A 15,368-nucleotide genomic window follows, 5' to 3' on the forward strand; every position below is an offset into this window, starting at 1 on the left:
TGATGCTAAACCTCTAGTGTAGCGCCCGGCTCCAGAGAGTGAACTTTTCTGGCAGGACCTTCACATCCACTATTTCCTTCTCTTATCAACTCATCTCGTACCAGGTCGGTCTGCAGCTTCGGCGCATGAACGAGTACAACCTGTTTGCTAGGCAGCTCCTTCAGCATTTGCCGCACATCTGATAATCCCTGATGCACCTTATAAATCAAATGCCGAGCTACACAGTTGTTATTTTCATCCGCACGTTCCAACAGATGTTTGCCAAAAGAACCCTGTGGAGCATGTCCGGTCAATATAACACTGTTGCTAATGCTTTCTCCGCTATCTTCACCCTCCCCCATGTTGCGGTTATCCGAAAGATACTGATAGTACCAACGCGCCTGTGGGGAATCCATCATGCCGTCTCTTGTTATGATAATAACCGTTGGGTTCTGTTCCAGCAGACTCACTCGTTCCGCAGCATCACGAGGCACGAAGACCCTGTCACTGTTTAGCACATGTTTTATTCGCGCCGGGGCTTCTGGACGCAGCCATTCTTTCCAGCGGTTTAACTGTTTCAATCCCTGCCATATGTCGTGCTCTACAATCATTGCCTGTTCAGGGAATTGCTCGCTAGCCCATACGATCATGTCCTGTCCTCTACCAAAGGCAGGCACCGGCAACAACACATGACCTCCAGACCATAATATCCGCTCCATCTCGACCCTCAGCCGCTCCAGCTTAACAGGCTGCGGGTCTATATCCATGCCATAGGCATTGTCCATAATGGATATGTCCGCTAGATTGGGCTCTGACTTCCATTCAGGTAGGTCATGCAGCCCCTCCCCAACACCCAAGTCTGGCGCATCGGCAGCAAGAAGTTCAGATTCGCGGCTGTAATCTCCAGAAAAAAACAACCGTTTCCCCTCCATTTCTACCACATACCACACTGCACCAGCCAAATGTCCACTGCGTCCCCACATGATTCTCACACCCGGACAAGCCTCAATCCATTCTCCTGCTGGCGCTTCATCTTCTAGATAGCGATAAGCAATGGATTGGATATCCTGTTCGTCGTATGGCAAGTCGGCTCCTCTCGATTCAACATAAGTATGCCAGGAGCGAAAATAGGAGCCTAACTGCTCAGCGGTGGCCTTGGTTGTCCAGACCTCCCCCTGGTATCCATACTTGTACAGTAAGGGGAGCGCCATAGAATGATCCTCATGTGCATGAGACAGCAATACAATGGTCAGTCCCTTCGCCTTTTGCGGCGGAAAAACCGGATACTGTCCAGTTCCTTCCTTTTTCACGCCACAATCCAGCATGACGCGATGCTGCGTTCCTTCAAAAACATAGCAGGAGCGGCCATGTTCGCCCGCTCCTCCCCAAATCCTAAGCTTGGTCATGATCATTTCCACTTTCTTTGCGAGTTTAAGCTTTCGATTAAGATCAGCAGCAGTGTGGTCATTCCGACCGATATGACGGCCATCGCCATCCCAAGTGACACTTGTCCCTGCTCAAATTGTGCAAATATGTAGGTTGCAGACGTCTGAACGGATGGCGGCAAAATCAGCAACGATCCTACCAGCTCGCGTGAAGCGATCGTAAATGTCATCATCCAACCAGCGAGCATTCCCGGTACAATCAGCGGCAGTACAATCCGGCGGAATATGTAAGACGGTCGTCCGCCAAATACCTGCCCCGCCTGAAAAAGGCCCGTGTCCACCTGTGTAAAGGCGCTTTTGACATACTGCACCGTATAAGGAACAAACAAGATAACATACGTCAGAATGACCATGCCGTATGTGTTATACAACGGGATCGGCATCCACGGCGAATTCCACCATAAAATCAGGCCAACCACCATAACAATTCCCGGCACCGTATTCGGAAGCAAGCTAAATGCATCAACCGTCCGTTGGATTCTTGTGCGTGAGGCGCCAATGACAAGCGCAAACCAAGTGCCCAGCACCACAGCAAGCGTCGAAGCGCCCAAAGAGAGAAATACGCTGTTCAGGAGCGCCTCCATGCTCTCTGATCCCCAAGACAGCAGTTCCTTGTAAGAGTCGAGCGTCAAATTATCCCAGGCAAGCCCCATTCCCCTCAGCTTCATCGTCGAGGCTGAAAGAATTGAAAAATAAGGAATGCCAATGGACGCAATGAGCAACAATAGAATAAATGCAACACTCAGCCCCGTAGTCCAGCCGGATATACGGAGACGGGACGGACGCGAACCTTTACCACCTACCAGCCTGTACGTAAACTTTCGGTTGATCACCGACTGCGCATACCACATGAGCAGGCAGGCGGTTAACAGCACCGAGGCCATTGACGTCGCTTTGCCAAAGTCTATAGGCCAACTGGAAATATATTTGTGAATTTCCGAAGTCATGACCTCATACCCGATACGTCGCCCAAAGGTAGCGGGGGTGCCAAACTCGGCAATTGTTTTAACGAAAATGAGCAGCGCGCCCATGCCGTAAGCCGAAAGCAGCAGCGGTAAAATAATTCGACGGAATCTGTATAGAAAGCCACCGCCCATTACGGCACCCGCCTCTTCCAGGCTCCCGCCAATCCTCACCAGCGCCCCGCGCAGCAGCAGGTACAGGAATGGAAACAGATGCAGACTCATAATCATCACCATGCCACCAAGACTAAAGAAGGACGGCGTTAAGAAATGCAGGTTCGGGAACAACTGCTCCAGATATCCGTTTTTTTGCATAAACAGAATCCAGCCCATGGACCCGATATAGGGCGGGGTCATAAACGGAATCAGCAACACGACATCCAACCAGCGCCAGTGTGCAAGACGAGTGTTGGACATGATCCAGGCTAGCGGAAGTGCAAGTACCGTCGTTCCTGCAATCACACAGATGCCTAGCCAAATCGAGCTAAATAGCACTCCTGCAAATGATGAAGCAGCTAACGTTCGAAAAGGCGCATCCCATTGAAATTTTTCATCAACATACACACTTTGGATAAAGATTTGCAGCAACGGCATCACAATCAGGAAAAGAAGCGCGATCAGAGCCAGCGTCAGACACCACGCTCTGATGTGTTTAACGGATAAGCCTCCCATCGTCTTATTTGAACATTTGCGTGAACTTCTCCGTCACGTCTGATCCGTGCTCGCCCATCCATTCCCAATTGGTCTTCAGCAATGGGATCTCGTCCAGGTTGGCACGCTTGTCAGCTTTGATATCCGTGCGGCCCGGGAGTAAGGAGGCATCGGCTACTAGTTTCTGTGCCTCATCCGACAACAGATAGTCAATGAATGCCTTCGCATTCTGCTCATGCTGCGTTGACTTGAGAATTGCGGCAGGACGTGGGCTGATGACTGTCCCCTCTGTCGGATAGACGATATCAATCGGCTCACCTTTGGCTTTAGCCTTGTAGGTCATGTAATCGACCGCAGCGACGACTACACCTTTAGCTCCGGTAATCACGGGGTCCAGCGCTTCCTGATTGGCACCAGCCATAGCAACACCGTTAGCCTTGTACTGCTCGAACAACGTCCAGCCTCCATCGCCCTTGGCGCTCAGATAGCCTGTCATAAAATCCAACGCTGAGCCGGACAGGGATGGATCGGGAATATTAACCTGATCCTTGTACTCAGGCTTCGCCAAATCAGCCCATGAAGTTGGTGCTGTTTTCACCAGCTTCGTGTTATACGCAATGCCCAGAGCAGAAGCACTGGTACTGAAGTAGTTGCCTTCCTTATCGGACCAGTCTGGATTTAGCTTGTCTGCATTCTTGGCATCCGGGTAAGGCAGCGTGAGTCCTTCCTTTTTCAAGCCTTGTACAGACGGAAGCGATGCCAGCACAACCACGTCCGCTACCGGATTCGTCTTCTCGGCTTCCATGCGGGCCAAAATTTTCCCTGTCGTTCCCTGGAACAACTCTACCTTAACTCCGCTCTGCGCCTCATACCCTGCTACCAACTTTTTCGCCAGTCCATCCGGGCCTGCGCTGTAGACCACCAGCTTCTGATCGGTGGATGCCGCCTCCGCTTGTCCTGCTGATCCAGTAGCTTGTGCCCCATCCTTGGATGGCGTTGCTGTTCCGCAACCCGCCACAGTGAGTCCAAAAGTCAAGGTTAATGCGAGCATCGTCCCTTTTTTCCATCCTGTACGAAAAACATGCCTATTCATCATCTTGTAAATACCCCTTTTCCCTATGCTTCAAGTTGGTGGATGTGTTGCGGTGATACCCAAATGTGCATTTGTTGACCTATGGGCAAGCGGATGGAATGATATGCAGTCCAATGCTCGCCGTTCTCGGCTAGTATACGAATTTCATAACGATCACCGACATAGCTGACATGCAGGATCTCTACTGTAAAAGCATGCTGATCCGCTTGCTCCTGTTCCCAACGGACATGTTCAGGACGAAATAGTGTCCGTTCCGGCTCCAGCCAGTTGGATTTGCCAATAAACCTCGCCACCTCTCGATGAGCTGGGCAATCGTAGATCACCTCTGGTGTTCCGGTCTGCAAAATATGTCCACTTTTCATAACAACCACTTCATCAGACATGGACATGGCCTCGATCTGATCATGGGTGACATATAGGGCGGTCAGCCCCAAATCGCGCACAAGCGATATCATCTCAATGCGCATCTCCTCCCGTAGCACTGCATCCAGCGCACTGAGTGGCTCGTCGAACAACACAAGTCGAGGCCGGATAGCAACCGCTCTTGCAAAGGCAACCCGCTGCTGCTGGCCACCGGACAGCTGATGAGGATACCGATCCTCCATCCCTGACAATCTGACCATGTTGAGCGCCTCCAGCACCACGGTCCGCAGTTCCTTGTCTCGTACGCTGGCGAACCCTTTCCCTCGCTTGCCCGCACGCAGGCCGAAGGCCACATTTTCAAACACCGTCATATGCGGCCATAACGCGAAATCCTGAAAGACCATGCCAAAGTGGCGGAGATGGGCGGGAATATCCTTTTTGCGTTCTGCCGAAAAAAGAATTTCCTCTCCCATCGTGATTGTGCCTGTATCCGGTGTCTCCAGACCAGCAATCAAGCGCAAGAGCGTTGTTTTCCCACAGCCGGACGGTCCGAGCAGTGTTGTGAATTTGCCCCGTCGTACTACCAGATTCGTCTCATGCAGCGCGGTTATTTGGCTGAAGGTTTTACTTAATCCGTGAATATATAGATCCTGATTCATCGCATTACCTGCCTGTTCTTCTGACTGACCCCAGTGTAAAACTTGAATTCGCAACCTGTGTTATTGGAAAGTTAAAACAAAATTAATTATTTCAATGAATTGTGTTAACACTCATAGATTTAATCTATATAGAGGGATTGATGCTGCTCCCCAAAGAAATAGGCATGATTGTTCGATTAACCTGAAAGCGAGGCATTCTAAGTGAACTTAAGTCTTTTAAAGTTACATATTGTAGAGCTGCTGAATAAGCACCATAAAATTACCACGGTCGCCGAGTTTCTTGGCCTAAAGCAACCCACCGTTACTTTTCATATGAAAAATCTGGAGCGTGAATTCGGAGTAAAGCTGTTTGACACACGTATGGGCAAAATCATCCTGACGGATGCCGGAAATGCACTGCTGCACTATGCCAGCAAAATTAATGCACTGGCTTCTGAAGCTGAGCGAGTCGTCCGCGAGTTCGATACGCTCCAGCGGGGAAGTATACGTATTGGCGCAAGCTATGTACCCGCTACCTACCTGCTTCCTGCTGTGCTGCACCGCTTTGCCCGTGAGCATTCGGGCATTCACATCGCCTTGTCCGTGAAAACAGCGCCCGTGATCAAGGACATGCTCGCTCGCCACGAAATTGACCTCGGCATCATTTCGGCAGAGCCGTTTCAATCCCCAACGCTACTCTCCGAATCCTTAGGCGAAGATGAACTGATACTCATCTGCTCACCCACTCATCCGCTCGCCAACGAAATCGATTTGACGCCCGAGCTTATCGCTTCTTCCTCCTTCGTATTACATGGCAAGGAATCCAGCACACGCCACGTGACCGACAAATGGCTGGAGCGTGGGAGTCGGCGACTTCCTTCCTATCTGGAGCTGGATTCACTAGAAGCCATTAAACAGGCGGTTATGCTGGGAGAACACATCTCCTTTGTCTCTCGCATTGCCGTTCAATCAGAGGTTGAGCGGGGCTTACTGGTTGTAAGACCTATTCCGGGGCAGTCTGTTGAGCGGTACATCTATATGGTCAGCAACAAAGACCGTCATCGCTCGGCGCTCATTCACAGATTCACCGAATATTTGTCATGGAACCAAGATTAAATCTTACCTGTCATATAGAAATTATGTAATTTTTTAACCGGAGTCCCCTCTTGCTTTGACATACGACTGACAATACACCCGTAAAGTGTAGCGTGTAACCTATTCGGACGAACAGGAGAGGATGAAATGAAAACAGGCCTTCGTATCACCAAATTGATGTCGGTAGTAACTCTGAGTGCAGTACTGCTCGTAACAGGATGGAAAGGAGCAGAACCGGTACAAGCTGCCGCCAATGCCACACCAAGCTATGAGGTGAAGCTACTACTGGATACGGCTCAGGTCCTCAATGCGGATGGCTCATTAAAAAGTGGCATCGTGAACGAGTTTCAAATTAGCAACGATGCACAAAGATTAAGCGTCGAGTATTTTGATACAAATTCATTGCAATTAAATGACGAGGGCTGGAACGTGAGATTTCGCAAAAAAGAGGACAAAAAAAATTATGAATTAACCTACAAAAAGCGCTATACGGTCACAAATGGAAATATTGACGCGGCGCTCACCCAAGCGAATAAAGAAGGGTTCAGCGCATCTGATGATAATTATGAGGCTGAGGTGGATTGGGGATACAGCAAGCAAACACTAAGCTTTTCCAATGATAAAAAAACAAACGCCTCCAAAGGATTGGCTCTGCCTTCCCCAGATCAAGCATTAAAGCAATTGCAGGATAATCTTCCGGGCAAGCTGCAAAACTGGAAAAACAGCAATTGGGGCAAACAAACCTTGGCAGACTCCAGAGTACGCGGTCCTGTACAGGTCAGTAAATACGAGGGTAGCTTTCAGGGATTGGATACCGACGTTGAAATATGGCCTATTCGCAGCGCAAACGGATCAGGTACAGAGCATATTATCGAAATCTCCTTCAAAACCTCGGATTACAGTGTTGCCGCCAGCAACCGCACCAAGCTGATGAACCTGCTGCAATCCAAAGGATGGCTGGTTCCCGCCGATTCCCTGAAAACGAATTTGGTACTGGAACGCTACTAAGCTAATCCAACATAAAAAGGAACCGAAGCGCCACCCTGTTGAGGGTGATACGAACGGTTCCTTTTATTATTAATTATATGACTACAAGGTCATTACGTTAAAGTTGTTTGCTTACATACGTTCTGGTGCAGACACGCCCACCAGCTTCAGTACGTTGGCAATGGTCGTGCGCACCGCACCAAACAACGCCAAGCGTGCCTGTGTTTGAGCGGCATCCTCTGTGATGACGCGCTCTGCCTTATAGTAGCTGTGGAACAATGAAGCCAGCTCGTAGACATAGCGAATCATACGGTGTGGTGCAAAGTTTGCAGCCGCCACCGATACTTCTTCCGGCAGCTCGCCGATTTTGCGTAACAGATCGTATTCATGCTCAGCCGTCAGCTTGGACAAGTCAACTTCTGCCAACGGTAGCACAGCAATACCTTGCTCTTCGGCTTGACGATATACGCTGCATGCACGTGCGTGCGCATATTGTACGTAGAATACTGGATTCTCATTGGAAGTGGAAATCGCCAAATCCATGTCAAAATCCAGATGCGAATCCATGCTGCGCATAGTGAAGAAGTAACGGATCGCGTCTACACCCACTTCTTCCATCAGATCTTCCATCGTCACGGCCTTGCCGGTACGTTTGGACATTTTTACTTTTTCCCCATTCTGGAACAAGCTGACCATTTGGGCAATCAGCACTTTAAGCTTATCTGGATCATTGCCCAGTGCTTCCATTGCTGCCTTCATCCGTGGAATGTAGCCGTGGTGATCCGCTCCCCAGATGTTGATGATCGTGTCATACCCACGAGCATATTTATCGCGATGGTAAGCGATATCTGGGGTCAGGTACGTATATGTACCGTCATTTTTGATCAAGACACGGTCTTTATCGTCGCCGTACTTGGTCGTATTCAGCCATGTAGCTCCGTCCTTCTCGTAAATCTCCTCACGGTCACGCAGCTCATTCAGCGCTTTAAGCACTTCACCGTTTTCATACAGTGACGTTTCGCTGAACCAGGAGTCAAAAGGTACACGGAACAGCTCCAGATCGCGCTTAATCTTGTTCAGTTCCTTTTCCAGACCGTAGTCACGGAAATAAGCTGCGCGATCTCCCGGTTCCATGGACAACAGAGAATCGCCCTTTTCGGCCACCAGTTCCTTGGCAAACCCGATGATATCCTCACCATGGTAACCATCCTCCGGCATCTCCGCAGGCTGTCCCAGCTCCTGCAAATAACGCGCTTCAATAGAGCGGCTCATGTTGTAAATCTGGTTGCCCGCATCATTAATGTAGTATTCACGAGTTACTTTGTATCCGGCAAAATCAAGCACGTTGCAGAGAGCATCCCCTACGGCTGCACCACGTGCATGACCTAAGTGAAGGCTACCTGTCGGATTGGCGCTGACAAACTCGATTTGTACCTTTTTGCCTGCACCTTCCTGTATACGCCCGTAATCTGCCCCCTGCTCCTGCACTTGTCCAATGACAGCATAAAGGTAGCTCTTGTTCAGGCGAAAGTTAATAAAGCCCGGTCCAGCGATTTCCGCACTTTCAATAGAAGCGGAAGCTAAATCCATATTCGTGATCAAATCTTCAGCGATTTGCCGTGGGTTCTTCTTCGCAATGCGGGTGAGCTGCATCGCAGCGTTGGTAGCCAAATCACCGTGTGACTTGTCCTTGGGCACCTCCAGCGTAATGGTCGGCAACTCTTCGCGGCTCACGATTCCGGTAGCCAGCACTGCCGCCTCGATTGCTGAAGTCACCTTTTGATTAATAAGTTCCAGTGGATTGCTTGTCATGATTATTGCTCCTCCTGTATATGCAAACTGATGGCAAAATGCCCCGAGAAATCCTCAAATACGTACAGATCATAGGTCCAGCTCACATGTCCGGTGAAACCATCCATCCGAATATCGAGCTTCTGCGTATGCGCAGACATGTTCAGGTTTAAATAAGGCGAGCGGTAAAATCCAGGCAACCTGCGTCCCAGCGCAAACGACTGCTCTGATTGTACCTCACCGTGACGAATCAGCTTTAGCTCATCCGATCCGATTTTGACTGTGTTCCGTGTCGTACCGCCCTCAGGACTTTCTTGCGGCTCATCGTACCTTATATATAGATGCTTCCCACGCACGATCGCTTCTCCGGGAAGTTCCTGTACCACATCTTCTCCGTCATGGTGACTATGAAGACGGATTCGGACCTTTGCATTATGTGGCATGTATTCAAACTCCATTCTATTGCTATCCTACTGTACTACTATATCCAGTTCCCGATTGCAATTCAAATGAGTTTTTACAAAAAGATGCTTTCATCCAAAAAATTTAGCTACCTTAAGTCAGCTCCATCGGATGCTTGGCTAAAACTTTCAATGAATCGAGAGGCTAGAGAAGACATGTATTTATCCTTCAGCCAGACAGCCGCCACACGTGTATGCAATTCCTCACACATAATTTCCTTAACGATTAACTGGTTATTGCTTCCGAGTGACAACGCAGACCGCGAAATCATACCGATCCCCAGCCCTTCATTAGCCCAGTGAAGCGTGGTGCGAGCATCGTCGTTTTTGCAAAAGAAATTTGGCTCAAAGCCATGCTTCATACAGGTATCGTGGATCAATTGTTCAAAGCGGCGATATACGATGAGTGGCCTGTCCTTTAACTCGGACAATGAAATGGTCTTCTGTTCGGGGTTCCAGTCATATTCTTCTGTCATCACTGCTATCATCGGCTCAGTGGACGCATATCTACACCCTAAATCGGTAGTATTAAAAGGGGTTCTGACGATACCGACCTCGACAATTCCTTTGTTCAAAAGATCGAGAATCATGAACGTATTTCCCTCATGAATTTCAAATTTTACACCCGCATAGGTTTTATGAAATTCGGAAAGCCTGTCTTTCATCAGTGTTGCCCCAGAGGAGGAGACCGTTCCAATGGTGAGCGTACCCTTCATCCCCAAGGCAAAATCGTTTATTTCTCTTGTTGTGACATCTGCTAGCTCCAAGATCTGCTTGGCCCTGTTCTGTAAAATGATGCCGGCCTCCGTCAACTGGATGCTTCGTGAGCCTCGATGCACGAGCTTTACACCAAGCTCTTCCTCTAGTTGCATGAGCTGCTGACTTAAGGGAGGTTGCGCGATTTGCAGCTTTTTGGCTGCCGCTGTAATCTGTCCGGCCTCTGCGATCGCCAAAAAATACTTGAGATGTCTCAATTCCATCCTTATGGACCTCCGGTACTGATATATGTAAAGCCTATACCTCTAATATATATTAAATATTATTCATATGGTTGGGGATATGCCATAATCAAATTCAGTTATGCTATTGCGGCATGAGGCTATATACATTATTTAGGTTAGGTGATGGTTTATTTGCTGAAATTTGCTGTTTTTTTGAAACCCTATAAAAAGGAAACGATTCTTGGGCCTCTGTTTAAATTGATTGAGGCCATCTTGGAACTATTGCTACCTACTATGGTTGCTTTAATGATCAATCATGGTGTAGGTAAAGGAGACACCCATTATGTTTGGCAGATGGGTCTTTTGATGTTACTTATGACTATACTAGGCTTTGGCAGTTCATTAGTGTGTCAGTTTTACGCAGCCCGTGCCTCGCAAGGATTCGGAACTACGCTGCGCAATACGATGTTTAAGCATATTTCTTCGTTTTCTTATGCTGATCTCGATAAATTCGGTACACCCTCGCTTATCAACCGGATTACGAATGATGTCAATCAGCTGCAAACAGCTGTTGCGATGTTGATTCGTTTGGTCATTCGTGCTCCTTTTATTTGTATCGGGGCGATTATCATGTCCATGATTCTGGACTTCCGCCTTGCTTTGGTGCTATTGGCGGCTACACCGATTCTGGCTTTGATTCTGTATGTAGTCATTACGAAGGCTTCTCCCCTGTACCGGCTATACCAGAAAAAACTCGATAAAATCGCTCTGGTACTTAGCGAAAATCTTACAGGCGTACGGGTCATACGTGCATTTGCCAAAAGAGGAGCTGAACGAGTAAAGTTCAATGCCGCCTCAGATGACCTGACCCAGACTGCTATTCGTGTCGGACGTATTTCTGCTTTGCTAAGCCCCGCCACCTTGTTGGTGGTGAACGGAGCTATTATTGCTATCCTGTGGATCGGCGGCATCCATATCCAATATGGATCTCTTACACAAGGGGAGATTATTGCCTTCATTAATTACATTACGCAAATTTTACTGGCTCTGATTGTGGTAACCAATTTAATTATTTTGTTCACCAAAGCTGCCACTTCAGCAGCGCGTATTCAGGAGGTCCTAGACACACAAGCTTCGATTTCCGACACTGCTGCTACTCCTACATCTATAGACAGGGAGGGAGCAAGTGAGCATGGCGCTGTACCAGCCATCTCTTTTGATCATGTTTCCTTTGGATACAATAAGACAGGACAACTGGCACTGAGCGATGTAGTAGTAAACATCTATCCCGGTGAAACGGTCGGCATCATCGGAGGAACAGGTTCGGGGAAATCCACCTTTGTGAATCTTATTCCCCGCTTCTATGATGCGGTAGAGGGTCGTGTGCAGGTTGATGGCATCGACGTTCGGCAATATAAGCTCGAGCAATTGCGGCAGAAAATCGGAATTGTCCCTCAGAAGGCACTGCTGTTCACTGGTACTATAGCGGATAATATCCGTTGGGGGCATGAACACGCTACCGACGAGGAAGTCGCTCAAGCCGCAGCAATCGCGCAAGCGGATGAGTTCATTTCCAACCTGCCGGAAAAATTCGATGCTCCGATCACCCGAGGGGGGCTTAATTTGTCAGGAGGACAAAAGCAGCGACTTACCATTGCCCGAGCTATTGTCGGCAATCCGCAAATTCTCATTTTGGATGACTCCTCAAGCGCACTTGATTTTGCAACCGACGCCGCCCTCCGTAAATCGTTACGGGAAAATAGCACCAGCATGACCGTCCTGCTGGTCTCGCAACGAGTAAGCAGCGTACAGCATGCTGATAAAATAATTGTGTTTGATGAGGGGCGAATTGTCGGTATCGGAACACATGAACAGTTGATGAGCAGCTCAGATGTATATCAGGAAATTAATCATTCCCAGCTCTCAACGCAGGAGGTAGACCAATGAGTGGCAAGGAAACCTGGAGAAGATTGTTAACCTATGTGGGTCAATATAAAACAACAACATGTTGGGTCATCGTCAGTGCGGTTCTCAGCGTGCTTGCCAGTCTGATCGGACCCTACATGATTGGTCAAGCTATCGACCACATGGTGGATAAGGGAGTAGTAGATTTTAAAGGTATTGCGCAGATTCTAGCTGGATTAGGCATTGTATATGTTGTAGGCAGTCTATTTAGCTGGCTGCTCACGTATTTGACGAACCGTATTGCTTTTCAGACCGTAAATGAAATGCGGCGGGAGTTATTTGATCATTTTAATATCCTTCCGTTAAGCTTTCATGACACTCATCCACAAGGAGACAGCATTAGTCGTTTTGTGAACGATATGGATGCTGTGTCGGATGGATTACTACAAGGCTTTTCCACATTGATTACCGGGATTATTACGATTATAGGCTCCATTGTACTCATGCTGTATATCAGTCCGATCATGACGTTGGTCGTATTGGTGTCTGCCCCGATCACATATGGCGTAGCACGGTTCATTACCACAAGATCGCAGCGTATGTTCCGCGAACAGGCCAAAATTTTAGGAAGCCTGAACGGTTATGTGGAAGAAATGATCGGCGGGCAACGGGTAGTTACCGCTTTTCATTATGAAAACCGCTCGCTTGAGGAATTTTCCGCCAGAAACGAACAATTGTATCAAGCCGGAGTGAAATCGCAGTTTTACGGATCATTGTCCAACCCCTCTACCCGATTGGTGAACAACATGACTTTTTCAGTCACCGCCATGATTGGCTGTATCTCCATTATTTTAGGTGGGATCTCGGTAGGCGGATTGTCGAGCTTTCTGATTTATACCAATTTGTTCGCCAAGCCCTTTAATGAAATTACGGGTGTGCTGACCCAGTTCCAGGCAGCTACGGCTTCTGCTCAGCGCATATTTGCTATTTTGGACTCACCGCCAGAGCAGCCCGAAAAATCGAACGCCGTACAGCTGGAGCGCAGCAAAGGCACGATTCTTTTTGATCATGTCAAATTCTCCTATAACCCGGAACGTACGCTCATTACGAACTTTAGTTTGGAGGTAAAGCCAGGCACTCGTGTGGCCATTGTCGGGCAGACCGGAGCTGGCAAAACCACACTCGTCAATCTGCTCATGCGATTTTACGATGTGGACAGCGGCTCGATATCCATCGACGGGGTGAATATCAACGACATGAGCCGGAACAGCCTACGGACTAACTTTGGTATGGTGCTTCAAGATACATGGCTGTTCAGCGGGACCATTCGGGACAATATCGCTTACGGGAAGCCAGAGGCCACGGATGAAGAAGTCATCGCGGCTGCAACAGCTGCCAATGCGCATAGCTTCATCAAGCGACTGCCTCATGGCTACGATACGGTCATTAGCGGGTCAGGCGACAGCCTGTCGCAAGGCCAAAAACAGCTGCTCACCATCGCGAGGGTGATCCTCGTCGATCCACCTATGCTAATCCTGGATGAAGCCACCAGCAGCATAGATACCCTGACAGAAGCACGTATCCAAAAAGCATTTATGAAAATGATTGCCGGACGCACCAGCTTTGTAATCGCCCACAGACTATCAACCATCCGCGAAGCGGATTTGATTTTATACATGAAAAACGGCGATGTCGTGGAAAGCGGTACCCATGAGGGACTGCTTGCCAGCGGCGGCCATTATGCCTCGCTCTATAACAGCCAGTTCACTACAGCTTAAAAGACTGAACGGATACGGTCGCATTATTAAGGTCAACGTTCTTTAAAAAAGTCGGTTGCTTTTTAAGCAAACGGCTTTTTAATTTTTCTTTGATAAATCCCCCCTTATATTATATAATAAAACACGAACAAACGTTTCCGTTTCATCTAAACCTTATGGTTTGTGTATAGCCAACACCTATGCGTGGGTTTCAGTTGGGAGGCTGAATATGGATATTAATGAATTTCAAAAGTGGGTCAAGCAATATTATCAGGAGAGAAACTGGTCGGATTTGGATATCTTCGTCCGAATTGGTTTCTTGGCAGAGGAAACCGGGGAGGTTGCGAGAGCTATTCGCGCCCTGGAGATCGGCAGAGACCGGCCTGATGAGATCGATGGTTCATTCGAGGAGAACAAGGACCATTTAACTGAAGAACTTGGAGACGTACTGGGTAATCTCATCGTGATCGCCAACAAGTATAACATCACCTTGGAGGATATATTTCGAACACACCAGGAAAAACTTGCAAAAAGATATACATAAAGGAGAATCTCATATGAAAAGCCTTGCTGTTTTTTGCGGTTCCAGTAATGGAGCGTCTGAGATTTATCGAGAGCATGCTGTTGCTCTGGGCAAGACACTTGCCGAACAGGAAATAAGCCTGGTTTATGGAGGAGCAAGTGTTGGTTTAATGGGTGCAGTGGCTGACGCGGCACTTCATGCAGGAGGTCGCGTCATCGGTGTGCTCCCTCACTTTTTGCAAAGCCGTGAAATTGCACATAATGGCCTGAGCGAATTAATCATTGTTGATTCCATGCACGAACGAAAATCTAAAATGGCAGAGATTGCGGACGGATTCATTGTTTTACCAGGTGGCCCAGGTACAATGGAAGAATACTTTGAAATCTTCACATGGGCGCAATTAGGCTTGCATGAAAAGCCATGCGGTCTTTTAAACATTAACCATTATTACGATCCTCTTATATCCTTGTTTGATCGTATGGCTGAGGAACAATTTATGCAGGAAAAATATCGTGCGATGGTAATTACGGATACCACTCCGCAAGGAATCCTACGGCAATTTACAAATTACACTCCTCCTGCCGTCAAAACATATCTCACGAGCAAACGGACCTGACATTAGGAATGGCACATACTGCTCAACAGACATACCAATTAATTTAATAGTTATAAAAGGAACACCACCGTCAACGTTATTCCAGTGGTGTTCCTGTAAAATTGAGGAGAATTGCAGGCTTTTATTCTCCCCAATCTTCACGTTCACTTTTACACCTGCAT

The 15,368-nt window shown here is 48.2% G+C and carries 13 protein-coding genes; 6 read left to right on the forward strand and 7 right to left on the reverse strand.

Annotation, left to right across the window (positions count from 1 at the left end; genetic code table 11):
- Nucleotides 1-5: 5 nt before the first annotated feature.
- From NLX73_RS23630 to NLX73_RS23645, 4 genes are read right to left on the reverse strand one after another with little or no spacing between them, the layout of a single operon-like run.
- Nucleotides 6-1,391, reverse strand: a complete 1,386-nt coding sequence (locus NLX73_RS23630; protein ID WP_254327506.1) for an MBL fold metallo-hydrolase — start codon at nt 1,389-1,391, stop codon at nt 6-8.
- Nucleotides 1,388-3,058 (reverse strand): ABC transporter permease, encoded by a 1,671-nt coding sequence (locus NLX73_RS23635; protein ID WP_254327507.1) that lies wholly within the window; start codon nt 3,056-3,058, stop codon nt 1,388-1,390. Before NLX73_RS23635 ends, NLX73_RS23630 begins: the two co-directional genes overlap by 4 nt.
- A 4-nt stretch (nt 3,059-3,062) precedes the next feature.
- Nucleotides 3,063-4,133: an ABC transporter substrate-binding protein gene (locus NLX73_RS23640; protein WP_254327508.1), complete on the reverse strand. Its 1,071-nt coding sequence runs from the start codon at nt 4,131-4,133 to the stop codon at nt 3,063-3,065.
- A 20-nt stretch (nt 4,134-4,153) separates the two neighbouring features.
- Nucleotides 4,154-5,152, reverse strand: coding sequence for an ABC transporter ATP-binding protein (locus NLX73_RS23645; RefSeq protein WP_254327509.1), 999 nt, complete (start codon nt 5,150-5,152; stop codon nt 4,154-4,156).
- Nucleotides 5,153-5,353: 201 nt separating this feature from the next.
- Here NLX73_RS23645 and NLX73_RS23650 point away from each other — a divergent pair, with 201 nt between their 5' ends.
- Both NLX73_RS23650 and NLX73_RS23655 read left to right on the forward strand, forming a co-directional pair.
- Complete coding sequence (locus tag NLX73_RS23650; RefSeq protein WP_254327510.1) at nt 5,354-6,247, forward strand: LysR family transcriptional regulator; 894 nt, start codon at nt 5,354-5,356, stop codon at nt 6,245-6,247.
- Nucleotides 6,248-6,373: 126 nt separating this feature from the next.
- The gene (locus tag NLX73_RS23655) at nt 6,374-7,234 is read left to right on the forward strand and encodes a hypothetical protein (RefSeq protein ID WP_235306888.1); all 861 of its coding nucleotides are present in this window, start codon (nt 6,374-6,376) and stop codon (nt 7,232-7,234) included.
- A 111-nt stretch (nt 7,235-7,345) separates the two neighbouring features.
- Here the strand turns inward: NLX73_RS23655 and argS are convergent, their stop codons facing one another.
- The 3 genes from argS to NLX73_RS23670 form a co-directional block, all read right to left on the reverse strand.
- On the reverse strand, nt 7,346-9,025 hold the full coding sequence (argS, locus tag NLX73_RS23660) for an arginine--tRNA ligase (protein WP_254327511.1): 1,680 nt from the start codon (nt 9,023-9,025) through the stop codon (nt 7,346-7,348).
- Between the two features lie 2 nt (nt 9,026-9,027).
- Nucleotides 9,028-9,462, reverse strand: coding sequence for a YwiB family protein (locus NLX73_RS23665; protein WP_081112515.1), 435 nt, complete (start codon nt 9,460-9,462; stop codon nt 9,028-9,030).
- 92 nt (nt 9,463-9,554) lie between these two features.
- Nucleotides 9,555-10,445 carry a LysR family transcriptional regulator gene (locus NLX73_RS23670; RefSeq protein ID WP_254327512.1) on the reverse strand — a complete coding sequence of 297 codons (891 nt, stop codon included), beginning with the start codon at nt 10,443-10,445 and terminating at the stop codon, nt 9,555-9,557.
- 153 nt (nt 10,446-10,598) lie between these two features.
- Here NLX73_RS23670 and NLX73_RS23675 point away from each other — a divergent pair, with 153 nt between their 5' ends.
- From NLX73_RS23675 to NLX73_RS23690, 4 genes are all read left to right on the forward strand, one after another.
- A complete protein-coding gene (locus tag NLX73_RS23675) occupies nt 10,599-12,353 on the forward strand; it encodes an ABC transporter ATP-binding protein (RefSeq protein ID WP_061831791.1) in 1,755 nt (584 codons plus the stop codon).
- A complete protein-coding gene (locus NLX73_RS23680; RefSeq protein WP_254327513.1) occupies nt 12,350-14,089 on the forward strand; it encodes an ABC transporter ATP-binding protein in 1,740 nt (579 codons plus the stop codon). Before NLX73_RS23675 ends, NLX73_RS23680 begins: the two co-directional genes overlap by 4 nt.
- Before the next feature lie 208 nt (nt 14,090-14,297).
- Entirely contained in the window at nt 14,298-14,612 is a 315-nt protein-coding gene (locus NLX73_RS23685) for a MazG-like family protein (RefSeq protein WP_254327514.1), read from the forward strand.
- A gap of 13 nt (nt 14,613-14,625) precedes the next feature.
- Nucleotides 14,626-15,207 carry an LOG family protein gene (locus tag NLX73_RS23690; protein WP_254327515.1) on the forward strand — a complete coding sequence of 194 codons (582 nt, stop codon included), beginning with the start codon at nt 14,626-14,628 and terminating at the stop codon, nt 15,205-15,207.
- Nucleotides 15,208-15,368 lie beyond the last annotated feature (161 nt).

Source organism: Paenibacillus sp. CH40 (assembly GCF_024213605.1).
Classification (GTDB): domain Bacteria; phylum Bacillota; class Bacilli; order Paenibacillales; family Paenibacillaceae; genus Paenibacillus; species Paenibacillus polymyxa_B.